This window comes from Bradyrhizobium sp. HKCCYLR20261, from assembly GCF_051168435.1.
Lineage (GTDB): Bacteria > Pseudomonadota > Alphaproteobacteria > Rhizobiales > Xanthobacteraceae > Bradyrhizobium.
The window spans coordinates 681,190-703,896 of the sequence record NZ_JBNPUZ010000001.1; the positions used below are offsets into that span (position 1 = coordinate 681,190).

The following is a 22,707-nucleotide window of genomic DNA, read 5'->3' on the forward strand; positions in this document are numbered from 1 at the left end:
AAGCCAGGGCGAGATTGGAGCGGGCGAAGGGAATCGAACCCTCGTATGCAGCTTGGGAAGCTGCCGTTCTACCATTGAACTACGCCCGCGCTGGTCCATGCTTAGCCGAGAGGAGGCGTTTCGCCAAGCGGCTTGTTGCCGCGAGCCGGACACCGAGGCGATCTGCGGGCGCCGCGGCGGGCTCGCCCAATCGTGATCGGCCCGGGGCAGCCGGCCTGGGAACGGGCCGAAAAGCCGGTGCTTGTGCTGATCAGGCGGCACCTCCTCGCCTCGCCGTCAGGCCCATGGAAGCTGACCACATGAACAGCCATCACCGCGCCTCCTCGGCTTCGGCAGCGCTCGCGATTCTCTCGCGTCCCTCGGCGCTCGATATCTACACACTCGCATGCGGCCTGTTCCTCACGGTCGCGCCCTGGCTGTTCGGCTTTGCTCGCGCCGCTGGCCGGATCGATGCCGCAGTGGTCGGCACGGCGGTCGTCGCGCTGTCGGTCGGCGGTCTGCTGGCATTTGCGGATTGGGAGGAGTGGCTCAAAGTCGCATTGGGCGTTTGGCTGATTGCGGCGCCTTGGATGCTCGGCTTTGCGCACACCTCGGCGATGCATGTCAGCATCATCATCGGCGTCGCCGTCACGTTCCTGAGCCTGCTCGAACTGTGGCTCGCGCATGATCCTGATTTTGCAGGCGACCGATCACGGTGACGGAGCGCATCTAACGACATGGCGTCTCCACCTCGAGGGCCGGTCCGCTGCGTTGCATCCCGCCATCGCGATACCGTTGCGGCCGTCACGACGCGGCGCTTGACAAGCATGACCCAAATCAGGGCAAACCCCGCCCCGGTCGCGCCGCGCTGTTAACACGCTGTTAACAAAATTGATGCGGGCGACCGCGACGATGTTATGCTTGTGGTGTGGGGTTGGGGTGGCGTCATGGGGCGTGGGTATACGATCTTTGATACGGCCCTCGGCCGTTGCGGCATTGCGTGGAGCGATGCGGGAATCACCGGCGTGCAACTGCCGGAAGCACGCGAAATCGAGACGCGCCGGCGCATGTTCCGGCAGTTTCCCGAAGCACGGGAGGAGCGCCCGTGTTCAAATACTGAACTTGCGATCAAGACCATCAGCGCCATGCTGCGCGGGCAGGATGTCGACTTCTCCGACGTCGTCCTCGACCTCGGCGGCGTGACGCCGTTCAATCAGCGCGTCTATGACGCCATTCGCGCGATTCCGCGTGGAGAGACGCGTAGCGCCGAAGAGCTCGCGAATGAGTTGCACGTTCCCGGCGCGCTGCATTCGATCGTGCAGGCGCTGTCGAAAAATGCGTTCGTGCTGATCGTTCCCTGTCATCGCGTACGAGAAATCGGCAATGGCCTGGACAAGCCGTCGCCCAACAGCGGCCTCATCTCCAAAAGGCGGCTGCTGGCGCTCGAAGGCGCCAAGACGCCTGCGGGCTTCACGCTGTTCGACGCCTTGCTGGCCGCGGAACGGCCGCGCACTGCGTCGCGCGCACGCTGAGATCGGGGCGCGCAACGCTCGCGCGCCCCTTCTTTTCAGCAAGCCACTCGCCTTTTGCGGACCATGAATTAGATTTGCGGAATGACCGCGACGATCCTGTTCGAAAGCCGAGACGTCACCGTGTCCGAGTTCCGCTGCGCAGCGGTCCCGGGCGAGCGTCCCTATGTCGAGCAATTCGGCGGCTACTCGCTGTCCTATGTGCGCAAGGGCAGCTTCGGCTGCCATCACCGCGGCCGCTTCCACGAACTCGTCACCGGCGCTCTGCTGGTCGGCCACCCCCGCGACGAGTTCATGTGCACGCACGACCACGTCTGCGGCGACGAGTGCCTGTCGTTCTTTTTTGCTGACGAGCTCGTCGACGAGATCGGCGGCAACAGACAGGCGTGGCAGACGGGCGCGATGCCGCCGCTGCCGGAGCTCATGGTGCTCGGCGAACTCGCACAGGCTGTCGCTGCGCGCGAGCAGACGCTGGGCCTCGACGAGGTCGGACATCTCCTTGTCGGCCGCTTCGTTGCGGCGGTCACCGGCCGTCACAAGCGTTCGATCAAGCCGAGCTTGCGCGATCGCCGGCGCGCGGTCGAGACTGCGCTATGGCTCGACGACAATGCGCATGAAACCATCGATCTTGCCGGCGCCGCACGCGAAGCCGGCGTCAGTCCGTTTCATTTCCTGCGGCTGTTCGCGGCGACGCTCGGCGTCACGCCGCATCAATATCTGATCCGGGCGCGACTGCGGCGCGCGGCGCGGCGTCTGAGCGAGGAGGACACCCCGGTCACCACCATCGCCTACGACACGGGCTTCGCCGATCTCTCCAACTTCACCCGCACCTTCACGCGCGCCGCCGGCATCTCGCCCGCCAAGTTCCGCAAGGCTTCGCGCGGCGAGCGCAAGATTTTCCAAGAACGGATGAGCCGGCACTGATTGGATGATCCCAATGCACGCGGCCCCGCGTGCGGCACTTGGGAGATCATCGATGTACGATCATATCGGCCTGAAGGTCAGCGATCTCGACGCGAGCGTGCGGTTCTACACGTCTGCGCTCGCGCCGCTCGGCCACATTCTCTGCTCGAAGGATGAGACCTCCGCCGGCATCGGCCCGAAGGGCGAGCCGGCGCTGTGGCTCTATCTCGACAGGACCGGACATAGCGGCGCGGCGCATGTCGCCTTCCGCGCCAAGGACCATGCGGCGGTCGCAAAATTCCACAGCGAGGGGCTGAGGGCGGGCGGCAGCGACAATGGCGGCGCCGGGCCGCGGTTGGATTACAGCCCGACCTACTACGCGGCGTTCCTGCTCGATCCCGACGGCAACAACATCGAAGCCGTGTGTCCGTGAGAGCAACGTCATGGCATCGATCTACAAGGATGTTTCCATTGCACTGCCTGCAGACGCGGTGTGGGCCGTGGTGCGCGATTTCGGCGCGGTCCATACCAGGCTGGCGCCCGGCTTCGTGGTCGATACCAGGCTCGAGGACGATGTCCGCATCGTCAGCTTCGCCAACGGCAACGTCGTGCGCGAGCAACTCATCGATTGCGACGATGCGCGGCGGCGCATCGTCTATGCGATCGACGATCCACGCATGACCCGGCACAGCGCCTCGATGCAGATCATCCCGGACGGCGAAACTCGCTGCCGAATGATCTGGATTACCGACGTGCTGCCGCACGCCATCGGGCCTTACATCGCGCAGCAGATGGAGATCGGCGCGCGCACGATGCAGGACACGCTGGGGAGGCTCGCCGCCTAGCCCGCGCGCCGCACCGGCGGAGCCTCCGCAACGGAAGCAAGCTCGGCCGTGACCACGGCCGGGCTGAGCTCGACCGTGGCCGGCTTCGGTCCCCAACGGGTCAGCATGACACTGGCGAGTGTGAGCACGCCGAGCAGCACCATCGAGGTCGCCGCCAGCATGAAGAACTCGCCTTCTGTCGCGGCATGCTGCAGCAGATAGCTGCCGCCAACGGCAATGAAGACGAGCCGAACCGTCTGCGCGAGCACCGGTCCGAGCACCTTGGCCGCGCCCTGCGATGAGAAATACATCGAGATCGCAAGACCGATGAACGCATACATCGGCGCGGCGATGTGCAGGTAGTGCGCGCCGGCGGCGCGCGCGCTCGGATCCTGCGTGAAGATATCGACCCACACTTGCGGGACGAACGCAATCAAGGTGGCGAGCGCGCCGACTGACGTGAACGAGACGAAGCCGGCCGTCCAGGCGATGCGACGAGCACGCGCGACACGCTCGGCGCCGATCGCCATGCCGACCATCGGCACCGACGCCATGCCCACCGAGAACGCCACCGTCGTCATCATGAATTCGAGCCGGGCACCGATGCCGTAGCCGGCAAGCACGGCGGTGCCGAAGCCTGCCAGCATGTGGGTGAAGATCGCGATCGACAGCACCGATTGCAGCGGCGAGAAGCAAGCGACCGCACCGACCTTGAGGATGTCGGCGAACATCGCGCCGCTGATCTTCAGGCCGCGCAGCTTCGGTCTCACGCGGGCGCGGCCGGAGAACAGATACCAGCCCATCACCGAGATGCTGACGCTGAAGGCGAGCAGCGCGCCGGCGGCGACGCCGCGCATGCCCAAGCCGAGGCCCAGGCTCAGCGTTCCCCCGAGCACGATCTGCAGCAGCGCCGAGCTCAAAATCATGAACGACGGCAGCTTCATGTTGCCGGTGCCGCGCAGAATGCCGGCCATCGAGTTCATCAGCCAGGGCAGCATGGCGCCGCCGAAGAAGATCTGCAGATAGGCCACGGCGTGGCTCAGCACCGTGCCGCGGCCGCCGAGCGTCTCCAGCAGGCCGGGGCCGAACACGAGCATGCCGACCATGAAGGTCGCGCCGAACGACAGTGCGATCAGCAGCGCATGCGAGGCGAGCGTGGAGGCGCGGTCGGTGTCGCCGGCGCCGAGCGCGCGCGCGATCGCAGAGGCGACGCCGCCGCCCATCGCGCCGCCAGACATCGTCATGGTCAGGATCACCAGGGGGAACACCAGGGCCATCGCGGCCAGCGCCTCGATGCCGAGGCGGCCGATATAGGAGGTCTCGGCGATGACCACACAGGTGCCGGCAGTGTTGGCGATGATGTTGGGCCAGGCCAGCGACAGCAGCGTCTTGAGGATCGGCCCGTCGGCCACCGCGTTCCGCGACGGCTTGACGGGCGGCACGGGCCGCCCCTCGCCGACCGGAGTGTCGGCTAGGCCGATCTCGGACATGTTCGCTCCCCGCGTGGCTGCGGTTGGTGTCGCAGCGCAATTATCGGTCGTCTCTAGCACATCGCGGCGTGCGCCGGATGCATTGGGGGTGCGCGCGCAGCGCGCTACAGGCGGAAGTGCTTGGAGAGCTTCAAGCCCTGCGCCTGGTAGTTGGAGCCGATGCGGCTGCCATACATCGCGTTCGGCCGCGCCAGCATCTTCTCGTAGACGAGCCGGCCAACGATCTGGCCGTGCTCGAGGATGAACGGCACCTCGCGCGAGCGCACCTCGAGCACGGCGCGGGAGCCCTGCCCGCCGGCGCCGGCATAGCCAAAGCCGGGATCGAAGAAGCCGGCATAGTGCACGCGGAATTCACCGACCAGCGGATCGAACGGCACCATCTCGGCGGCGTAGTCCGGCGGCACCTGCACGGCTTCCTTGGAGGCCAAAATGTAGAACTCGCCGGGATCGAGGATCAGGCTGCCGTCGGGCCGCGCCTTGATCGGCTCCCAGAATTCCTCCACCGGATAGCCGCCGCGGCGGTCGACATCGACGACCCCCGTATGGCGCTTGGCGCGGTAGCCGACATAGCCGTTGGCATTGCTGCCGGAGAGGTCGACGGACAGCGCCACGCCGCCGGTGAGATCGGCATCGTCGCGATCGACCAGCCGCTCGGCCTCGTGCAGCGCGATGAGCTCATCCTCGGACAAGACGGCATCGCGGTAGCGGAAGCGGACCTGGGAGAGGCGGGAGCCCTCGCGCAACAAGACGGGAAACGTCTTCGGGCTGATCTCGGCATAGAGCGGACCGTGATAGCCGGCGCCGATCATGTCGAAGCGGCGGGTGCCGTCGGCGATCACGCGGGTGAACACGTCGAGCCGCCCTGTCGAGCTCTTCGGATTGGCGGCGGCGACGATGTCCTTCGGCAGCGCCAGGCTCTCCAGCAGCGGCACGATGTAGACGCAGTTGGTCTCCAGCACCGCGCCATCGGCCAGCGCGATCTCGTGCAGCTTCAGCTCGTCGATGCGCTCGGCCACCGTGGAGCCCGGCCCCGGCAGGAAGCTCGCCCGCACCCGATACGCCACGTCGCCCAGCCGCAGGTCGAGGCTCGCCGGCTGGATCTGGCTCTCGACGAAATCGTATTCCGGGATGATCAGGCCAGCCTCGGCCATCGCCACGATCATGCGGTCGGGCAGGATGCCATGGGCGTCGGCGGGAAGCGAAAACGGCAAGACCTGATCCTTTGCCGGAATGGCGGCTATGCGAGCCTATATAGGGTCTTTTGACCGGTTATCCGATGGCTGGCTTGACGGAAAGGCCAGGTGGGACTATGAGCACGACTTATCCCGTGGTGATTTGAGCCGGCCGGCTTGCAGCCACGTTAAATAAGTCGCTAAACAGGCCGGGGACGATTGTGATCCCGGCCGTGAGGAGTTTTCCCAGGCCGGTTTTTTTGTGCCCATCGCCAGGCGCGGTGGTCACGATGGAGGTCACATGTCGAAGTCCCCCGCGAAGGCGCCGGCGTCGTTCGCCCACTACCGTCCCGAAACCCGGCTGGTGCATTCCGGCGGCCTGCGCTCCGAATTCGGCGAGACCGCCGAGGCGCTCTATCTCACGCAGGGTTTCGTCTACGCCACCGCCGAGGAGTGCGAGGCGCGCTTCAAGGGCGAGGATCCCGGCTTCATCTATTCGCGCTTCTCCAACCCGACCACGGCGATGTTCGAGCGCCGCATGATCGAGCTCGAAGGCGCCGAGGCCTGCCGCTCGGCCGCCACCGGCATGGCCGCCGTCACCACCGCGATCCTGGCGCCCCTGCGCGCCGGCGACCATGTCGTCGCGGCCAAGGCGCTGTTCGGCTCCTGCCGCTACGTCGTCGAGGACCTGCTGCCGCGCTACGGCATCGAGTCGACCCTGGTCGACGGGCTTGACCTCGACCAGTGGCAGAAGGCGGTCCGGCCGAACACCAAATCGTTCTTCCTGGAGAGCCCGACCAATCCGACGCTCGACGTGATGGACATTCCGGCGATCGCCGAGATCGCGCATGCCCATGGCGCGCGGCTGATCGTCGACAACGTCTTCGCCACCCCGATCTGGCAGAGCCCGCTGGCGCTGGGCGCCGATGTCGTCGTGTACTCCGCGACCAAGCATATCGACGGCCAGGGCCGCTGCCTCGGCGGCGTGATCCTGTCGTCGGAGGCGTTCATCGCCGAGCACATCCACAATTTCATGCGCCAGACCGGCCCGTCGATCTCGCCGTTCAATGCCTGGGTGCTGCTGAAGGGCCTCGAGACGCTGGCCGTGCGCGTGCGCGCGCAGACCGACACGGCGGCGAAGGTGGCGGACTTCCTCGCCGCGCATCCGAAGATCTCGCGGCTGATCTATCCGGGCCGCGAGGACCATCCGCAGGCGGCGACGGTCAGGAAGCAGATGCGCGCCGGCTCGACCTTGGTCGGCTTCGAGGTCAAGGGCGGCAAGCCCGCGGCGTTCCGCACGCTCAACGGGCTCAAGCTCGCGCGCATCTCCAACAATCTCGGCGACTCCAAGACGCTGGTCACGCATCCCGCAACGACCACGCATCAGCGGCTGACGCCGGAGGCGCGCGCCGAGCTTGGGATCAGCGAGGGCTTCATCCGCTTCTCCGCCGGCCTCGAGCATGCCGAAGATCTGATCGAGGATCTCGACGCGGCCCTGAAGTCCGCGTAGCGAATCTCATTTGACGATCGCAGTGGTGCGCTCGTCCGTCTCAACAGCGTCATCCACGCCGTTCGGCACGCTGAGAACGACGTGGATGCCCGGGACAAGCCCGGGCATGACGGAGTAACTAACTGCGGGGAGCGGTCGGTCGCGACAGCCCCGAATTTTCATATGCGATAGCTTTGCTACCCGCCCTCGTCACATCGGCCGATAGGTCAGCACTTCCGCAGGCTGGTTGATGCCGAGCTTGACCTGGCCGACCGAGCGGATGATGTCGTCGCCGAGCAGCTGGGCGAAGCAGGCGTAGCCCCAGTCGCTCATGTGCAGGCCGTCCGAGATCACGAACTCATTCATCGGGATCGCCTGGCGCTCATGCCAGTCGCGCATCACCTCGAAGCGCGGGAAGATGCCGGCGTGATGCAGCTCGGCGATGCGGCCGAGCAGCTTGTTCATGCGGCTGGCGTTCTCCGAACGCTCGTTGACCCTCGGCGAATATTGCAGATCGACCAGCACGACGTCGGATGCCGCCGCCTGGATCTTGGCGACGCCGTCCTCGACCAGCTTGGCGGTCTCGGTCGGATCGAGGTCGCGCAGCACCGCATTGGTGCCGACCTGCCAGATCACGAGATCCGGATGGCGGTCGATCACCGACGTCTCCAGCCGCTTCATCATCTCCGGCGCATCCTCGCCGCCGACGCCGGCATTGATCACGGTGATGTCGGCCATCGGATATTGCCGGCGCAGCTGCGCTGCGAGCCGGTTCGGATAGTTGTAGTCGGGCGTGCTCGCGCCATAGCCCTGCGTCGATGACGAGCCGAAGGCGACGATGACGACCGGCAGGCCGGAGGCCAATTTGTTCGCGACATGCGGCAGGGAGATGAAATTCTTCTTCGCCACGCCCTTCGGCGGCAGGCAGGGCACGCGGTTGAAGATGTCGCTCGCGGACTTCGCGACCTGCTTGACCTTGTCGATCGCGCGCTCGGTGATGCTGCGCGACTGCGGCGGGGTGGCGGCCATGACCGCCGCACTCGCGGGCGACTGCGCGTCCGTCATGGCTGGCGCATTTGCCGGCGGCGACGTCTTGGCCGCAGGATTGACGGCGGCGATCGGACCGGGCGCCGGATTGCCGGCCTGAGCCACCATGACGTGGCCGATGGTCGGACGCAATTCGCTGACCGCAAACTCGGCAGCCACCTCGGCGCCCTGCGCGCGTGCGAGCTGCGGGCTGATCGAGAGAGCCGTCACCAGGACCACGGCAGCCGAAAGCGTCTCCCATGTCCCAGATACGCGGCACAATTTATTCGAACACATAGACAACATGACCCTAGTTCTGCTGCGCCGGACCGACATGCGCCGCGTCGATGATGAACTTCGACAGCGCCCGTCCGAGGCAATCATGAACCTGCTTGGCCAGCTCGACCCCGTGCGTCGGATTGAACAGGTCGAAATCGCCCTGCTCGTTCCATTGCCGCATGATCGCGAAGCGATCGAACAGCGGGATGTCGCGCTGCTGCGCCACCACCCGCATGTTGTCGACATAGGGCGGCACGGAAATCAGCGTTTCCGTCCGCGGGCTGTATTGCAGGTTCATCAAAACGACATCAGCTCCCGCTTTCTGCAGCGTCGCCACACCGTCGTCGACCGCCTGCCGGAACTCATCAGGATCGATCGACCGCATGGCGTCGACCGTTCCGGTCTGCCAGATGACCAAATTAGGCCTTTTTCCTTCCACCAGTTTAACAAGATTTCCGGCGATTTCCTCCGCCGTCTTTTTCGGCTGCAGCTCGACGGTCAGGTTGATGGTGACGGCCGGAAGCTTGTCCTTCAGGGCCGCCTGCAGCCGGTGAGGATACGCGGCGGCATCCGCCGTGCTGACAATGGAGGATGAGCGGCTTCCGACGACGAGAATATCCAGCGTGCGGGCGGTCTTGACGGCGTCTGCAACTTTCGGGAGCGGGCTCTCGGTCGTCAGCAGGTAGGCCGGCACCTCGCAATTCTGCGGCGCGTCTTCCGCGCGCGCAGACGCTGCCAGCGTCACCGCCAGCGCTGCGATACCAAACCTTAACCACGAGACGGACTTCATCAGCCCCCTCCCGCCAGATCGGCGTTGCTGCGCGCACCTTTTCGCGCCGCGCCCTTATCGGCCTCACGCTTGTACCACGAAATCAGCGACGCCACCCCCCACATGATGAGGATGCCGCACAGGCTGATCACCGCATGCATCATGGCGCCGCCCGACACTTCGGCAAGCACGAAATGACCCGCGAACGCCAGAAACACGCCGAGGCAGAAGATCTCCAGCGAGTGTTGCCCGCAAACAATCAGCGGCCGCAGCCAGCGTGACTTCAGCAGCGGCCAATCCTTGCGCAGATAGTGCACGGTGAGTGCTGCGAGTGCGAGGAAATGCGCGAAACGCAACACGTCAAGATCGGTCTTGTCGATCGGATACATCCATTGCTCGATTCGGCGCGGCATCAGATGACCGAGCTGCGGGATGTACCAGGTCAGGGTGACGCAGAAGGCCGCGACCAGATAGGCGACGCAGAGCCCGAGCGTGATCGGGGAATTGATGATGCGTGACATGCGCTGTGCGCCGCCGAGCGCGCACCATGCGCCGAACACGAACAGCAATTGCCAGGCGAACGGATTGAAGGCCCAGAAGCCGTTCGGATAGGCGGTGAGATAGAGATCGAGCTCCCAGGTGACCGCGTAGAGAACGACCGACAGACCGAGGGTGACATCGGGACGCCAGCGCATCAGCCACAGGATCAACGGCAGGAACAGCATCAGCACGATGTAGAGCGGCAGCACGTCCATGTTGACAGGCCGGAAGCGCAGGATCAGCGCCTGCACGATCGTCACGTCCGGCTGCTTCAGGAAGTCCATGATCCCCATCTCTTCGGTGTAGAGCGGGTTCTCGAAGCTGGTCGCGACGTAGGAGATCTCGGCGAGGAAGATCGTGAACAGGAAGACGTGGGCGACGTAGATCTGCCAGACCCGGCGCAGGATGCGCGCGGTGGCGACGATGAAGCCGGCGTCCTGCATCGCGCGGCCGTAGACGAACGCGGCGGTGTAGCCGGAGATGAAGATGAAGATCTCGGTGGCGTCGGAGAAGCCGTAGTTGCGGATCGTGAACCAGGTCAGCAGGTTCGGCGGCAAATGATCGATGAAGATCAGCCACAGTGCCAGCCCGCGGAACAGATCGAGCCGCAGCTCGCGCTCACCGACTGCCGGGAATGTGATTGCGGGTGAAGCAGCCTTCGCCGGCGGCGCCGCTGCCGGGGCAGCCGTGATGGCGGGCGCGGCCACGCTCGCAGCTGCAGCCGTTTCCGCGAGCGACGTCGGCGCGGCAGCGGCGGGCGCGGATGGTCCGGAAAGGCGATCGGCAATCGACGTCATCAGGCACCACGTCAAGGCTGCCAGCCTGGAAGGCCCGGCAGGGCGAATGTAGGGCTGCGCAATTTTTGCGCAAGCGATGAAGGACTTGTCGGCTGGGCCGTGCCCAGTTTTTCGGCCGCGCGGACCAACGGCAGCGATCGCAACGCATCACAGGGGCGACGACGGCCGGCTCCGCCGGGGCTCCGATCCCGACTGACGGATCGGAGGATACCCGGCGGCAGAGTCCGAGATTCTGGTGCCATAAGGCGGAACTGTGTTGAAAGCACGATGGCGTTACGATTGGTTCCGACATCGGTTTCCGCTACAATGCCGTCATGTATCGCGCCGTGACTCGCCACATCGAAGTGACCGTCGAGCCCAACTTCCTGCCCGAGAAATCCTCGGTCACGGATGGCCGCTGGTTCTGGTCCTATACAGTCGTCATCACCAATACCGGTGAGGAGACGGTGCGGCTGCGCAGCCGTCACTGGATCATCACCGACGGCGTCGGCCGGCAGCAGGAGGTCCGCGGCGAGGGCGTGGTCGGCGAGCAGCCGGTGCTCGCGCCGGGCGAGCGGTTCGAATACACCTCCGGCGTGCCGCTGACGACCGCCTCCGGCTTCATGTCCGGCTCCTACCAGATGGAGAGCGAGAGCGGCGAGCAGTTCGACATCGCGGTGCCGGCGTTTTCGCTCGACGGCCCCGATGGCGGCAAGCGGGTGCTGAATTAGTCTGATGGGCCTCGGGTTCGGTTGACGGCCAGGCGTTCGTTCAGTTCGGTGGATGCAGTTCTCGAAGTACAATCGTTCGCCCTCGATCGACCTGCCGGGCCTGCCGCCACATTCACCGCTGTCATCCCGGGCAAGCGTCCGGCAACGCGCCAGCGTTGGCGTAAGCGCCGACCCGGGATCCATAACCACAGGATCCGGTTTAGCGACGGCTGGAACGGCGATCCTGTCTCACCATGACCGCCGGTGGTTATGGGTCCCGGCTCAAGCCCGGGACGACACCGTGGGTGTCGAAACAGAGTGCGTCCCCCCTGGCAGGCGCATAAATTGAGAATCCACGATCAAGCCGAGCATCATCGTCATCGCGACGCTATCGCGCCCGAGCTTTGTCCTCTTCGTCCGCCCTCCAACAGAGGGCGCAGGGAGAGCCAGGCCTCGGCTGAGGCCTGCGGCCCGCCTGCGAGAAAAAATGCAGGCGGCAGGTACCACAGGTTCAGCCGGAACGACCCGGCCCTCCCTGCGCGATCGGTTTTAACGGCTGCTTCGCGTTCTCCCTGGTGCGCCGGGCTTGTTGGCCACCATCCCCACGTGAAGCAACGCTCCAACGCGAGTTGATATCAGCATCGGGATATCAGGACCGCGCGACTTGACCGTGCGTGCCTCGCCGTTCGTCCGCGCGAACCAAGCCACGCTGCGCCGACACACGCCCATCGCATCCCACTGCCAACGTCTCGTGACGGTCGCGACACGCCCCTCATGCGGCAGCAGGGACGCGCGGAAATGTGCGCCTGATTTGCCCGACGGAACAAGTTGTTTGTTGCTGCGGCAGAATAGCGCGACGGGCAGCTCGTTGGCGCGCCGGCGCAGGACCGGCCTCCGAAGACAACGAACTCACAACGTCCGCCTGTCGCAGCGGATACGTTTCACATGACCCGGATCGGCGCAGTGAAGCGGACGGCGCGGCCGGCCGGCCAGAACGCTTCGATCACGACGGTGTCCATCCCGATATAGCCGCGCTGAGACGTATAGACGGCTTGCACGCCGGGCACCCGACGGCGATTGCAGGCGCTGCGTACATTGCCGTCAGGAAAGGTGGGATAGAAACCGGCGCGGCGGATGGTGACCTTGCCATGCTCGGGCTCCTGAATGACGCGCAGCACGACCTCGCCGGCGGCGGTGCAATCCGGATTGGTGGCGCCGGCCTGATAGAGGATCACCGGCCTGCCCGACAGGACGAATTTCGTGGCGGCCTGCGCCGCCCCCATCGACACGAGCAGACCGATCACGACCAACAGCATACGCATGCAACGCCCCCGGCAACGACTTTCGAGTGGAACTTAGCCGCGGAGGTTGCGAACGTCGAGAGCGTTCGGATGCCCAAACATCCAGTTCGACAGACGAACGATCCGCGCGATGTCGCGCCTTTCTCGGAGCAGCCGATCGATCAGACCACGCGGATGGCAACGGTGGCGCGCTGGGCGCGGCCGTTCGGGAAGAACACCTCGATGACGACGAGATCGTCGCCGACATAGCCGCGCTGCGAGACATAGGTCACCAGCACGCCGGGCACGCGGCGCGCGTTGCAAGTGCTGCGCAGATTGCCCGCCGCATAGTTCGGAAACACGCGCGTTCTGCTGACCGAGACCCTGCCGTGCTCCGGGCCTTGCACGACCCGCACCTCGACATTGCCGAGCGCGCTGCAATCGGGATTGACCGATGTCGCGTTGAACAGGATCAGCGGCTTGCCGGACGGGATCACCCGCTCGGCGCGCGCCGCCACGACGGACAGAAGAAGCGAGACGACAACAAACAGCGCACGCATGCGAGTGCCCCCAGCACCTGAACCCGCCGGAACCTTAGCTGCGCGAATTGCAGACGTCGAGATGCGCAAGGGAGAACGATCAGGCGTGTTGCAGGCTTGCGATGTCCGGCTCCTCCGCCAGAATTCATGCGCGCGCCCACGCAGGAGTTTCACACTGCTGTCATCGCGAGGAGCGAAGCGACGACGCGATCCAGAGCTGCGGAAACCACTCTGGATCGCTTCGCTGCGCTCGCGATGACGTGGGGAGATAGCTCGCTCCGCCACTTCGCCCTGACTTGCAGAGCCAGGCTTGCGCTCTCAGTTCTCCGTCACGCCCGCTTCGTGCGGCGTGAACTGATAGACCGAGGAGCAGAACTCGCAGGTGACGACGACCTTGTCGTCCTTGACCATGTCGGCGCGGTCCTCGGGGGAGAAGCTCTTCAGCATGTTGGCGACCGCGTCGCGCGAGCAGGAGCAGCGCGCCTGCAGCGGCACGAGGTCGAACACGCGGACGCCGCGCTCGTGGAAGAGACGGTACAGCAGCCGCTCGCCGGACAGTGCGGGATCGATCAGCTCGACGTCCTCGACGGTGGCAACCAGCGACTGGCCCTCGACCCAGGCCTCGTCCTCTTCGACCGCGTGCAGCTCGGTGCCCTCGGGCGCGTCGCCGGGAGGCAGGTCGGCTTGGCGCAGGCGCTCGGGCGCTTGCGGCAGGAATTGAGTCAGCAGGCCGCCGGCGCGCCAGCGGTGCTTGCCGCCGCTCCACTCCTCGCCGACGGCGAGGCGCACGCGCGTCGGGATCTGCTCGGAGCGCAGGAAGTATTCGTGGGCGGCCTCCTCGAGGCTGCCGCCGGTGAGCGCGACGAGGCCCTGGTAGCGGCTCATGTCGGGACCCTGGTCGATGGTCATCGCCAGATGGCCCTTGCCGAGCAGAGTGCCGGAGTCCTTGGCCTGCTCCTTCAGCTCCTGCAGCCGCGCCTCGTCATAGCGCGCATAGGCGCGGAGACGATCGGGGGCCTGGAAGTCGACCACCAGGAACGACACCGGGCCGTCGGTCTGGGTCTGCAGGATGAAGCGGCCGTCGAACTTCAGCGCGGAGCCGAGCAGGGTCGTCAGCACGATGGCCTCGCCGAGCAGCTTGCCGACCGGCGCAGGATAAGCGTGCTTGGTGAGAATGTCGTCGAGCGCCGGCCCCATCCGGGTCAGCCGCCCGCGCAGATCGAGCGCGGCGACCTCGAACGGCAGCACGGCGTCATCGACCGGCACGGCCGACGGGGCGCGGCTGGTGTCGAGGTTGATGTTGGTGTCGGGGGGATTGGCTGTCATGGGGCGTATTTGGGGATGGTTGACCGAAAAGGAAGACGGTGACAGGCGACAATGCCGCGGCTTGCTGACCTCTCCCCGCTTGCGGGGAGAGGTCGGATTGCATCGTCAGATGCAATCCGGGTGAGGGGGTACAGGTCTCACCACGTCCACTTCCCGCGCGGCTGCCCCTCACCCCACCCCTCTCCCCGTAAGAACGGGGAGAGGGAGCGCACCGTCGGCGCTGCGAGAGCTGGGCTCACCGAGCCAAACGTGAACTGATTAGATATCCGCGCCAGAGGCTACGCGCAGACGCCGACGCATCCTCAATACTCTACGCCCGCTCGCCAAAACACCAGGCCAGGATGCCCTTCTGCGCGTGCAGGCGGTTTTCGGCTTCGTCGAACACGACCGACTGCGGGCCGTCGATGACCTCGTCGGTGACTTCCTCGCCGCGGTGGGCGGGCAGGCAGTGCATGAACAGGGCCTCGGGCTTGGCCAAGGACATCAGCTTGGAGTTGACCTGATACGGCTTGAGCAAATTGTGGCGGTGCTCGCCGTCCTTGTCGCCCATCGACACCCAGGTGTCGGTGATGACGCAATCGGCGTTCTTCACCGCGACATCCGGATCATGCCCGAGATGGATGTCGGCCTTGGTGGCGCGGATGAAATCCTTCATCGGCTTGCCGGGCGACAGCTGCGGCGGCGTCGCCACGTTGAGGCGGAACTTGAAGCGCTCGGCGGCATGCGCCCAGGAGGCCAGCACGTTGTTGTCGTCGCCGGTCCAGGCCACGGTGCGGCCCTCGATCGAACCGCGATGCTCCTCGAAGGTCATGACGTCGGCCATCACCTGGCAGGGATGCGAGCGCCGCGTCAGGCCGTTGATGACCGGCACGGTGGCATGCGCCGCGAGCTCGAGCAGCGCCTCGTGGCTGAGGATGCGGATCATGATCGCGTCGACATAGCGCGACAGCACGCGCGCGGTGTCGGCGATGGTCTCGCCGCGGCCGAGCTGCATCTCGGCGCCGGTCAGCATGATCGCCTCGCCGCCGAGCTGGCGCATGCCGACGTCGAACGACACGCGGGTGCGGGTCGACGGCTTGTCGAAGATCATCGCCAGCACCTTGCCCTCGAGCGGCTTCTTCGCCGGCTCGTTGGACTTCAGCGTCTGCTTCATCCGGCTGGACAGCGCCAGCATGTTGCGCAGCTCCTCGACCGGCATCTCGGTGAGATCGAGGAAGTGACGCGGCGTGTTGCCCATGGCCTTGCTCATGATGCGGCCGCCTGCCTGGCAGGACCGCCCGACAGCGCCGTGCAGGCGCGATCGAGCATGTCGACCGATTGTTCGATTTCGGATTCATTGACGATCAGCGGCGGCAGGAAGCGCACGACGTTGTCGCCGGCGCCGACCGTCAAGAGCTTCTGATCGCGCAACGCGGCAACAAGATCACCCGACGGCACCACCGCCTTGACGCCGATCAAAAGACCCTCGCCGCGGATTTCGGCGATGATGTCGGGATGACGGTCTTTCACCGCCGCGAGCTTCTGCTTCAACAGCAGCGACATCTTGCGGACGTGATCGAAGAAGCCGGGCGCGAGCATCACGTCGAGCACCGCATTGGCCGCCGACACCGCCAGCGGATTGCCGCCGAAGGTCGAGCCGTGCGAGCCCGGCGTCATGCCCGAAGCCGCCTCGGCGGTCGCGAGCACCGCGCCAATCGGGAAGCCACCACCCAACGCCTTGGCGAGCGACATCACGTCCGGCGTGACGCCGAGCCAGCGATGCGCGAACAGGTCGCCGGTCCGGCCCATGCCGGTTTGCACCTCGTCGATGACGAGCAGCAAGCCGTTGTCGTCGCAGAGCTGGCGCAGCGCCTTGTAGAAGGACAGCGGCGCGGTGCGCACGCCGCCTTCACCCTGCACCGGCTCGACCAGGATGCCGGCCGTGTGCGGGCCGATCGCCTTCTTCACCGCCTCGATGTCGCCGAATGGAACCTGGTCGAAGCCATCCATCGGCGGGCCGAAGCCGTCGAGATATTTCGCGGAACCAGTGGCGGCGAGCGTCGCCAAGGTGCGGCCGTGGAACGCGCCTTCGAACGTAATGATACGGTAACGTTCAGGATGGCCTTTCGCCGCGTGATATTTGCGCGTGATCTTGATCGCGCCTTCCATCGCCTCGGCGCCGGAATTGGCAAAGAACACGTAGTCGGCAAAGCTCTGCTCGCACAGCCGTGCGGCGAGACGTTCGCCGTCCGGGCTCTTGAACAGGTTCGACATGTGCCAGAGTTTCGTCGCCTGCTCCTGCAGCGCCTTCACCAGATGCGGATGCGCATGGCCGAGCGAATTGACGGCGACGCCGGAGGTGAAGTCGAGATAGCGATCACCATTGGTCGCGATCAGCCACGCGCCTTCGCCGCGCTCGAACGACAGATCGACCCGGGCGAATACGGGGAGCAGATGCGTAGCAGCAACACTTGTCATGGCGATCACATGAGCTGACGGGTGGCCGAGACACGCGCCATGCGATGCCATCGCGCATCAGGGACCCCACCCTGGAAAACAAAATGTGCCGCCTTTTCAAGGCGGCACGTGCACCTATTGTATGCGCGCGGCGGTGGGAGTCAACTACGCGTCGTCTGATCGATGGGCGCAGGCCCGTGACATTGCGGGCGCATGACATAGCTCAAAACATGCAACACGGAACCGCGGAATGTGTGGACGGTGACCACCGACTCTTGCGCGAGAGTCACGCCATATTGTAGCGTTTTCAGCGTCGAGTACGACATCTCGTGCGGCAGTAACCGATCCCTCTAGGAGTTCTTGAGTTCGCGTAACGTCCGGGTGCTTCACGCGCTCCCGGCGAGGGATAAGGGATTCTGCCGGCAGGGGTTTTTGAGACAGATATCGCAGCGCCGTCCCAGAATTGGCCGGCATACGCGAAGGGAAAGGTTCGATGACGGTATTGACCTGGTCCGACGATCGCGTCGAGCAGCTAAAGAAACTCTGGGAAGCCGGACTGTCGGCCAGCCAGATCGCCGCGGAACTCGGAAACGTGACGCGCAACGCCGTGATCGGCAAGGTGCACCGGCTGGGCTTGTCCGGCCGCGCCAAGAGCCCGGCCACCGCGGCGCCACGCCAGCGCAAGGCGGCCCGTCCTGCTCAACCGATGATGCGGGTGGCGCGCCCGGTGGCGCGCGGCAACACCGCGCTCGCACAGGTTTTCGAGGTCGAGGCGGAGCCCGATCCGGTTGCATTCGACAACGTCGTGCCGATGAACCAGCGGCTGTCGCTGCTGGAACTGAACGAGGCGACCTGCCACTGGCCGGTCGGCGATCCCTCGAGCCCGGACTTCTTCTTCTGCGGCGGCAAGGCGCTCGCCGGCCTGCCCTATTGCGCGCAGCATTCGCGCGTCGCCTATCAGCCCGCGGCCGACCGGCGCCGCCAGCCGGCGAAGTCGACGTCGCGCTGAGCAGCCGCAACTGATGACCGAGGATGATGGCCCGGCCTGCGCCGGGCCTTTTGCTTTCTGGCAGATCAGGATGCGCGCGCGGAGCGGGACTGCGGGAAGCACGCCGTGAACGCGGCGCCGTTGCGCGGCACGCTTTCGATCAGCAGCCGGCCGCGATGGCGATTGAGGATGTGCTTCACCAATGACAGGCCGAGGCCGGTGCCGCCCTGCGCGCGGCTGTCGCCGACATCGACGCGATAGAACCGCTCGGTGAGCCGCGGCAGATGCTCCGGCGCGATGCCGGGGCCGAAATCGCGCACCTTGACGCGGATCTCCGGCGCATTCTCGGCGGACACCGCCTGCTCCAGCGACACGATCACGCGGCCGCCGGAGGCGCCGTATTTCAGCGCGTTCTCGATCAGGTTCTCGAACACGCGCAGCAACTCCTCGCGGTCGCCCGCGATGGTCACCGGCGTCTCCGGCACCGAGGTCTCGATCACCACCTGACGCTCCCTGGCCAGCGGCTCGAGCCCGTCGGTGACCTGGCGAATGATCGGCACGACGTCGACCAGCGTGTCGGGGCGGACATGCGCCGACAGCTCCACGCGCGACAGCGACAAGAGGTCGTCGATCAGCCGCGCCATGCGCGTGGCCTGGGTGTGCATGATGCCGAGGAAGCGCTCGCGCGCCTTCGGATCGTCCTTGGCAGGGCCCTGCAGCGTGTCGATGAAGCCGGAGAGCGCGGCGAGCGGCGTGCGCAGCTCGTGGCTGGCATTGGCGACGAAATCGGCGCGCATCTCCTCGACCCGGCGCAGCGGCGTCAGATCGTGGAAGGTCATCAGCATGCATTTGTCGGTGCCGCCGAACGCGGTCGGCACCGGCACCGGCGTGATGATCAGCTCCATCCAGCGATCCACGGGCACGTGGTCGTGATAGGTGGCGCGGCGGATCTCGGTGGTGGCGATGGCCTCGCGCAACGCGGTGATGATCTCCGGCGTACGCAGCGCAAATTGCGCGAGCTCGCCCTTGCGCAGAGCGGGCGCGAGCTGGGCGGCGGCGGCATTGAGGTGGATGACGCGGCCGGCGCGGTCGAGCAGCACGGCGGGATCGGGAATGCCGTCCACCAGGGCACTGACGGCGGGCGCCTCGACCGGGTTGGCGTGGCGCTGCTCCTCCTCGCGCTTGGCCACCGCGCTGTGCAGCCGCCACGGCACCAGGGCGGCCGCCGAGATGCACAGGAATACCGCCAGCGCCCGCAGCGGCAGCAATTCGTCGAGCAGCACCAGACCGGTCAGCGCGATCGCGGCGGCCAGCAGGATGATCGCGGAATGGCGCAGCCGGTCAGGCCAGGGGGAGAAGATCGAGAGCACCGGATCGGAGGGAGCGTCGAGGGCCATTGCGTCCTACTGTTCCCTGGAGGTCGCGTCAGGCACCGGAATCGCTGCGCTTCCTTGCAAAGGCGGCCTCAGGCGGGGGAGAGGGGTCGAGGCTGAGCGCGGCCTGGCGCAGCCGTTTCGACCTCGCGCTGATAATGACCTCGCGAAACGTCAGCAAGATTACAGAAATGAGGAACGGCGCCAAATAATACAGCATCCGGAACAGCAGCATTCCCGCCAGCAGCTCCTCGCGGTCCATCTGCCAGAGGCCGACCAGCATGGCGGCATCGAACACGCCGAGCCCGCCGGGGGAGTGGCTGGCGAAGCCGAGCAAGGTGGCCGAGACGAAGATGACGGCGACGACGACGAAGCCGAGGTTGGGCTCGTCCGGCACCAGCACGTACATCGCCAGCGCGCAGAAACCGAGGTCGATGATGCCGATCGCGATCTGCAGCAGGGTCAGCGGCCCGCCCGGCAGCGTGACGCTCCAGGGGCCGCGGCCGACCACGCGCGGCTTGGTCCAGACCCAGGCGACATAGCCCGTGAGGCCGGCCAGGATGGCGATCGCGGCCAGGCGGTTGACCCAGGGCGGCAGCTGGTCGATCGAGGCCGCGGCTTCCGGATGATAGCAGATGCCCATCCCGAGCACGGCGGCGTTGCCGAGCCAGAAGGTCAGGCCGGCGAGAAAGCAGATCTTCGCGACGTCGATCGCGTTCAGCCCATAGGCGGAATAGACGCGGTAGCGCACCGCGCCGCCGGTGAAGACGCTGGCGCCGACATTGTGGCCGATCGAATAGCTGGTGAAGGCGGCCAGCGCATTGATGCGGTACGGCACATGGTCGTGGCCGATCGCGCGCACCGCGAACAGATCGTAGAAGGTCAGCGTGAAATAGCCGGCGGCGACGAACAGAGCGGCGAGCGCGATCTGGTGCGGCTCGGTACTCTTGATCGCTTCCAGCACCTCGTAGGTGTCGATGCCGCGCAGCATGTGGTAGAGGACGTAGCAGGCGACCGCGATGACCGCGATGCTGATCAGCACGCCGAGCTTGTGCAGGACTTGCTTCTCGCGCAGGAACGCGGCCGCTCTGCGTATGGCTTCAAGCATCGACACCTCTCACCGCGATCCCATCACGACGGCCGTCGACGGGGCGTCCTGAAGGCGCCTCGTCATGTGCGCATACAACGCCGTGGTAGCGCGTTTCGGCGCATTGGGGAACACGGAGCGTGCGAACAAAAGCGTACACATGGATATACTTAGCAGGCTTTACGGAAATGCGATGCACCGTTTTGCCGCACTTGAGGCAAGACGAGCAGGCAACTGCCTCGCCGCCGTTCAGCCTGCGATTTCCGGGTTAAACTTCGGTGAGGGACACCCGCCCCCGGGCTTTCCAGGGGGTCCTCGATGGCGGTCGATCACCGCCCATGACGATAAGCACCGGATGCGCGGTTGAAAGGCGCCGAGGCCGTCAAACCTTCGTGTCTCGCATCTGCGACAGGACCCGGGCCGGCCACCGAACGCGGCCGCAGGGCCTCAGGCTGCCGAGCGCTGCCGCATGCTGCGGGTGACCACCAGGGCCCGCAGCCAGGTGCCGATCGCACAGCCGGCCAGATAGGGCACGAACATCACCAGCAGCAGTTCGAGCCAATAGCCGGCCCGGCCGGGGACGAGGCTGGTCACGGCAGCCGCGACCAGGCCGGCCGCCAGCGCCGCCAGCAGCCAGGTCAGCCAGCCCGAGACGCGCGGGGCGCGATGCACCACGGCGACCCAGCCCATGGCCAGCCCGATGGCGAAGGCGCCGGCCAGCCAGCCCCAGTGGAAGGCAACGAGATAGGCCATGCTCACCTCACCACGAATTCGATGCGCCGGTTCTGCGCGCGGCCGTCGGCGGTGTCGTTGGCCGCGACCGGCTGGGTGCTGCCATAGCCGATCGGGCTGAAGCGGTCGGCCGGCAGTCCGGCCTTGACCAGATAGTCGGCCACCGCCTGGGCGCGCTTCTGCGACAGCACCTGGTTGGCCGCGGAGTCGCCGTCGGCATCGGTGTGGCCGATGATCTCGACATTGGCCGCGGGGCAGCGGAACGCGATCTCGACGAGGCGGTCGAGCAGCCCGGTGGAGTCGCGATCGAGGTCGCTGCGGCCGGTCTCGAAGCGGATCTTCGCCTTGCCCAGCACGTCCGAGAACAGCTGCTGGCAGACCGTCGGATCGACCGGGGCGGCGGGCGGCTTGACGGTGATCTCGGCCTTGACCTGCCAGCCCTGCGGCACCTCCTTGGCGAGCCCGGTGCGGATCTGGGCCGCCGCGGCGTCATAGAGCGCGTCACCGGAGATCTTGATGTCGCGGTCGGAGACGACCAGCGTCCCCGTCGACAGCCGCGACAGCGCGCCCAGGGCCGGCACCACCGCATTGACGAAATTGGCGGGCGCGCCGACGCTGTTCTTGAGATTGTCGACGACCTTCTCGCTGAAGAATTTGCGCGACGACGAGCCGACGACCACGGCATGAATGTTCTCATCGGGCACGTTGCCCGCGAGCGTCACGGTGACGGCGACCGGATCCTTGTAGGCCTGGAAGATATAGGGCGGCGCCTTGACCTCGTTGCTCGCGACCTTGAAGCCATCCGGCAGCTTGCCGAGCGCAGTTGCGATCGCTTCGCGACCACCGAGCTCGCGGGCCATGCCGGTCAGCGTGACGTCGCCGTCGGAGATCGTGAACTTGCCGTCCTTGAGCTTGCCGATCTGGCCGATCAGAAGCAGCGCCGCGTCCTCGAAGCGCGCCGGCGCGCCGCGCGCCAGGCCCATCTGGTCCGCGACCTCGACGCCGGGCAGCGCCGCCCGTGTCGCTTCCACGAGCTTGCCCTTCAAGGCCGGCAGCGGCGCGCTGCCGCCGAGCGTCACGCGAACGACGTCGCGCTCGGCCGACCACACGAACGGCCTGGCCTCGGGGACCAGCCGCGTCTCGTCGTTGACCAGCCGCACGCCGGCGACATTGTCGACGGCGGCAACGGCGTCGCGGCGTCCCGCCTCCGAAAATGCATTGGCGCGCAGCTCGACATCGCGGCCGTCGACGGTGATGCTGGTGCGGTCGAGCACGGCGCCACGAAGTGCGGCCGAACTGCGGCTGGCGAGGTCATTTTCCAGGGGAACGGTGCTCGTCCAGGCCGCAAAGCCCCAGAGCACGATCAGCGGGATGACGCCGGGCCACCATTTGCCGCTCCACCTGAAAAGTCCGCGCATTCGTCATCCGTCGCATCGAGGAAGCAGAGAGAAAACAAACCC

The 22,707-nt window shown here is 66.1% G+C and carries 22 protein-coding genes, 1 tRNA gene and 1 riboswitch; of the genes, 8 read left to right on the top strand and 15 right to left on the bottom strand.

Annotated features, from left to right (window positions below; translation table 11 throughout):
- Positions 1–15: 15 nt before the first annotated feature.
- Positions 16–89 (bottom strand) — tRNA-Gly (locus ACQR1L_RS03145).
- A gap of 210 nt (positions 90–299) precedes the next feature.
- Between ACQR1L_RS03145 and ACQR1L_RS03150 the strand changes: the two genes are divergently transcribed.
- The 5 genes from ACQR1L_RS03150 to ACQR1L_RS03170 all read left to right on the top strand — a co-directional run bounded on the left by ACQR1L_RS03150 (position 300) and on the right by ACQR1L_RS03170 (position 3,256).
- Positions 300–698, top strand: coding sequence for an SPW repeat protein (locus tag ACQR1L_RS03150; RefSeq protein ID WP_434856441.1), 399 nt, complete (start codon positions 300–302; stop codon positions 696–698).
- Between the two features lie 228 nt (positions 699–926).
- On the top strand, positions 927–1,511 hold the full coding sequence (locus ACQR1L_RS03155) for a methylated-DNA--[protein]-cysteine S-methyltransferase (protein WP_434856573.1): 585 nt from the start codon (positions 927–929) through the stop codon (positions 1,509–1,511).
- Between the two features lie 81 nt (positions 1,512–1,592).
- Positions 1,593–2,432, top strand: coding sequence for a helix-turn-helix transcriptional regulator (locus tag ACQR1L_RS03160; protein ID WP_434856442.1), 840 nt, complete (start codon positions 1,593–1,595; stop codon positions 2,430–2,432).
- 52 nt (positions 2,433–2,484) lie between these two features.
- Positions 2,485–2,844: a VOC family protein gene (locus ACQR1L_RS03165; protein WP_434856443.1), complete on the top strand. Its 360-nt coding sequence runs from the start codon at positions 2,485–2,487 to the stop codon at positions 2,842–2,844.
- A gap of 10 nt (positions 2,845–2,854) precedes the next feature.
- Positions 2,855–3,256, top strand: coding sequence for an SRPBCC family protein (locus tag ACQR1L_RS03170; RefSeq protein ID WP_434856444.1), 402 nt, complete (start codon positions 2,855–2,857; stop codon positions 3,254–3,256).
- Here ACQR1L_RS03170 and ACQR1L_RS03175 read toward each other — a convergent pair.
- Both ACQR1L_RS03175 and ACQR1L_RS03180 read right to left on the bottom strand, forming a co-directional pair.
- The gene (locus ACQR1L_RS03175) at positions 3,253–4,725 is read right to left on the bottom strand and encodes an MATE family efflux transporter (protein ID WP_434856445.1); all 1,473 of its coding nucleotides are present in this window, start codon (positions 4,723–4,725) and stop codon (positions 3,253–3,255) included. The two genes, ACQR1L_RS03170 and ACQR1L_RS03175, sit on opposite strands and share 4 nt — an antisense overlap.
- Positions 4,726–4,829: 104 nt before the next feature.
- Positions 4,830–5,936, bottom strand: a complete 1,107-nt coding sequence (locus tag ACQR1L_RS03180) for a 2'-deoxycytidine 5'-triphosphate deaminase (RefSeq protein ID WP_434856446.1) — start codon at positions 5,934–5,936, stop codon at positions 4,830–4,832.
- 106 nt (positions 5,937–6,042) lie between these two features.
- A riboswitch (SAM riboswitch) is annotated at positions 6,043–6,122 on the top strand.
- Positions 6,123–6,198: 76 nt separating this feature from the next.
- On the opposite strand from ACQR1L_RS03180, the gene ACQR1L_RS03185 reads away from it, so the two are divergent.
- Positions 6,199–7,407: an O-succinylhomoserine sulfhydrylase gene (locus tag ACQR1L_RS03185; protein ID WP_434856447.1), complete on the top strand. Its 1,209-nt coding sequence runs from the start codon at positions 6,199–6,201 to the stop codon at positions 7,405–7,407.
- A 189-nt stretch (positions 7,408–7,596) separates the two neighbouring features.
- Here ACQR1L_RS03185 and ACQR1L_RS03190 read toward each other — a convergent pair whose 3' ends face one another.
- From ACQR1L_RS03190 to ACQR1L_RS03200, 3 genes are read right to left on the bottom strand one after another with little or no spacing between them, the layout of a single operon-like run.
- The gene (locus ACQR1L_RS03190) at positions 7,597–8,709 is read right to left on the bottom strand and encodes a GDSL-type esterase/lipase family protein (protein ID WP_434856448.1); all 1,113 of its coding nucleotides are present in this window, start codon (positions 8,707–8,709) and stop codon (positions 7,597–7,599) included.
- A 13-nt stretch (positions 8,710–8,722) separates the two neighbouring features.
- Positions 8,723–9,481, bottom strand: a complete 759-nt coding sequence (locus ACQR1L_RS03195; protein ID WP_434856449.1) for an SGNH/GDSL hydrolase family protein — start codon at positions 9,479–9,481, stop codon at positions 8,723–8,725.
- On the bottom strand, positions 9,481–10,797 hold the full coding sequence (locus ACQR1L_RS03200; RefSeq protein WP_434856450.1) for an OpgC domain-containing protein: 1,317 nt from the start codon (positions 10,795–10,797) through the stop codon (positions 9,481–9,483). Before ACQR1L_RS03200 ends, ACQR1L_RS03195 begins: the two co-directional genes overlap by 1 nt.
- Positions 10,798–11,111: 314 nt before the next feature.
- On the opposite strand from ACQR1L_RS03200, the gene apaG reads away from it, so the two are divergent.
- Positions 11,112–11,507 carry a Co2+/Mg2+ efflux protein ApaG gene (apaG, locus tag ACQR1L_RS03205; protein WP_434856451.1) on the top strand — a complete coding sequence of 132 codons (396 nt, stop codon included), beginning with the start codon at positions 11,112–11,114 and terminating at the stop codon, positions 11,505–11,507.
- A 920-nt stretch (positions 11,508–12,427) separates the two neighbouring features.
- Here the strand turns inward: apaG and ACQR1L_RS03210 are convergent.
- The 5 genes from ACQR1L_RS03210 to ACQR1L_RS03230 all read right to left on the bottom strand — a co-directional run bounded on the left by ACQR1L_RS03210 (position 12,428) and on the right by ACQR1L_RS03230 (position 17,088).
- The gene (locus ACQR1L_RS03210) at positions 12,428–12,808 is read right to left on the bottom strand and encodes a hypothetical protein (RefSeq protein WP_434856452.1); all 381 of its coding nucleotides are present in this window, start codon (positions 12,806–12,808) and stop codon (positions 12,428–12,430) included.
- 140 nt (positions 12,809–12,948) lie between these two features.
- Entirely contained in the window at positions 12,949–13,326 is a 378-nt protein-coding gene (locus ACQR1L_RS03215; protein WP_315783032.1) for a hypothetical protein, read from the bottom strand.
- Positions 13,327–13,623: 297 nt separating this feature from the next.
- The gene (locus ACQR1L_RS03220; protein WP_434856453.1) at positions 13,624–14,631 is read right to left on the bottom strand and encodes an Hsp33 family molecular chaperone; all 1,008 of its coding nucleotides are present in this window, start codon (positions 14,629–14,631) and stop codon (positions 13,624–13,626) included.
- A gap of 310 nt (positions 14,632–14,941) precedes the next feature.
- Positions 14,942–15,868, bottom strand: coding sequence for an ornithine carbamoyltransferase (argF, locus tag ACQR1L_RS03225; protein ID WP_434856574.1), 927 nt, complete (start codon positions 15,866–15,868; stop codon positions 14,942–14,944).
- Positions 15,869–15,876: 8 nt separating this feature from the next.
- Positions 15,877–17,088, bottom strand: coding sequence for an aspartate aminotransferase family protein (locus ACQR1L_RS03230; RefSeq protein ID WP_434856454.1), 1,212 nt, complete (start codon positions 17,086–17,088; stop codon positions 15,877–15,879).
- 472 nt (positions 17,089–17,560) lie between these two features.
- Between ACQR1L_RS03230 and ACQR1L_RS03235 the strand changes: the two genes are divergently transcribed.
- Positions 17,561–18,076 (top strand): GcrA family cell cycle regulator, encoded by a 516-nt coding sequence (locus tag ACQR1L_RS03235; protein ID WP_257167179.1) that lies wholly within the window; start codon positions 17,561–17,563, stop codon positions 18,074–18,076.
- A 65-nt stretch (positions 18,077–18,141) separates the two neighbouring features.
- Here the strand turns inward: ACQR1L_RS03235 and ACQR1L_RS03240 are convergent, their stop codons facing one another.
- From ACQR1L_RS03240 to ACQR1L_RS03255, 4 genes are all read right to left on the bottom strand, one after another.
- Positions 18,142–19,452, bottom strand: coding sequence for an ATP-binding protein (locus tag ACQR1L_RS03240; RefSeq protein WP_434856455.1), 1,311 nt, complete (start codon positions 19,450–19,452; stop codon positions 18,142–18,144).
- A gap of 28 nt (positions 19,453–19,480) precedes the next feature.
- The gene (locus ACQR1L_RS03245) at positions 19,481–20,536 is read right to left on the bottom strand and encodes a lysylphosphatidylglycerol synthase domain-containing protein (protein ID WP_434856456.1); all 1,056 of its coding nucleotides are present in this window, start codon (positions 20,534–20,536) and stop codon (positions 19,481–19,483) included.
- Between the two features lie 426 nt (positions 20,537–20,962).
- Positions 20,963–21,268 (bottom strand): hypothetical protein, encoded by a 306-nt coding sequence (locus tag ACQR1L_RS03250; RefSeq protein ID WP_434856457.1) that lies wholly within the window; start codon positions 21,266–21,268, stop codon positions 20,963–20,965.
- A 2-nt stretch (positions 21,269–21,270) separates the two neighbouring features.
- A complete protein-coding gene (locus ACQR1L_RS03255) occupies positions 21,271–22,665 on the bottom strand; it encodes an OmpA family protein (RefSeq protein WP_434856458.1) in 1,395 nt (464 codons plus the stop codon).
- Between the last annotated feature and the right edge of the window lie 42 nt (positions 22,666–22,707).

What these genes read in the sequence shown, in the direction of transcription:
- ACQR1L_RS03150 (WP_434856441.1), top strand. Translation starts at nt 300, where the DNA reads ATGAACAGCCATCACCGCGCCTCCTCGGCTTCGGCAGCGCTCGCGATT.
- ACQR1L_RS03155 (WP_434856573.1), top strand. Translation starts at nt 927, where the DNA reads ATGGGGCGTGGGTATACGATCTTTGATACGGCCCTCGGCCGTTGCGGC.
- ACQR1L_RS03160 (WP_434856442.1), top strand. Translation starts at nt 1,593, where the DNA reads ATGACCGCGACGATCCTGTTCGAAAGCCGAGACGTCACCGTGTCCGAG.
- ACQR1L_RS03165 (WP_434856443.1), top strand. Translation starts at nt 2,485, where the DNA reads ATGTACGATCATATCGGCCTGAAGGTCAGCGATCTCGACGCGAGCGTG.
- ACQR1L_RS03170 (WP_434856444.1), top strand. Translation starts at nt 2,855, where the DNA reads ATGGCATCGATCTACAAGGATGTTTCCATTGCACTGCCTGCAGACGCG.
- ACQR1L_RS03175 (WP_434856445.1), bottom strand. Translation starts at nt 4,725, where the DNA reads ATGTCCGAGATCGGCCTAGCCGACACTCCGGTCGGCGAGGGGCGGCCC.
- ACQR1L_RS03185 (WP_434856447.1), top strand. Translation starts at nt 6,199, where the DNA reads ATGTCGAAGTCCCCCGCGAAGGCGCCGGCGTCGTTCGCCCACTACCGT.
- ACQR1L_RS03190 (WP_434856448.1), bottom strand. Translation starts at nt 8,709, where the DNA reads ATGTGTTCGAATAAATTGTGCCGCGTATCTGGGACATGGGAGACGCTT.
- ACQR1L_RS03195 (WP_434856449.1), bottom strand. Translation starts at nt 9,481, where the DNA reads ATGAAGTCCGTCTCGTGGTTAAGGTTTGGTATCGCAGCGCTGGCGGTG.
- ACQR1L_RS03200 (WP_434856450.1), bottom strand. Translation starts at nt 10,797, where the DNA reads ATGACGTCGATTGCCGATCGCCTTTCCGGACCATCCGCGCCCGCCGCT.
- apaG (WP_434856451.1), top strand. Translation starts at nt 11,112, where the DNA reads ATGTATCGCGCCGTGACTCGCCACATCGAAGTGACCGTCGAGCCCAAC.
- ACQR1L_RS03210 (WP_434856452.1), bottom strand. Translation starts at nt 12,808, where the DNA reads ATGCGTATGCTGTTGGTCGTGATCGGTCTGCTCGTGTCGATGGGGGCG.
- ACQR1L_RS03215 (WP_315783032.1), bottom strand. Translation starts at nt 13,326, where the DNA reads ATGCGTGCGCTGTTTGTTGTCGTCTCGCTTCTTCTGTCCGTCGTGGCG.
- ACQR1L_RS03220 (WP_434856453.1), bottom strand. Translation starts at nt 14,631, where the DNA reads ATGACAGCCAATCCCCCCGACACCAACATCAACCTCGACACCAGCCGC.
- argF (WP_434856574.1), bottom strand. Translation starts at nt 15,868, where the DNA reads ATGGGCAACACGCCGCGTCACTTCCTCGATCTCACCGAGATGCCGGTC.
- ACQR1L_RS03230 (WP_434856454.1), bottom strand. Translation starts at nt 17,088, where the DNA reads ATGACAAGTGTTGCTGCTACGCATCTGCTCCCCGTATTCGCCCGGGTC.
- ACQR1L_RS03235 (WP_257167179.1), top strand. Translation starts at nt 17,561, where the DNA reads ATGACGGTATTGACCTGGTCCGACGATCGCGTCGAGCAGCTAAAGAAA.
- ACQR1L_RS03240 (WP_434856455.1), bottom strand. Translation starts at nt 19,452, where the DNA reads ATGGCCCTCGACGCTCCCTCCGATCCGGTGCTCTCGATCTTCTCCCCC.
- ACQR1L_RS03245 (WP_434856456.1), bottom strand. Translation starts at nt 20,536, where the DNA reads ATGCTTGAAGCCATACGCAGAGCGGCCGCGTTCCTGCGCGAGAAGCAA.
- ACQR1L_RS03250 (WP_434856457.1), bottom strand. Translation starts at nt 21,268, where the DNA reads ATGGCCTATCTCGTTGCCTTCCACTGGGGCTGGCTGGCCGGCGCCTTC.
- ACQR1L_RS03255 (WP_434856458.1), bottom strand. Translation starts at nt 22,665, where the DNA reads ATGCGCGGACTTTTCAGGTGGAGCGGCAAATGGTGGCCCGGCGTCATC.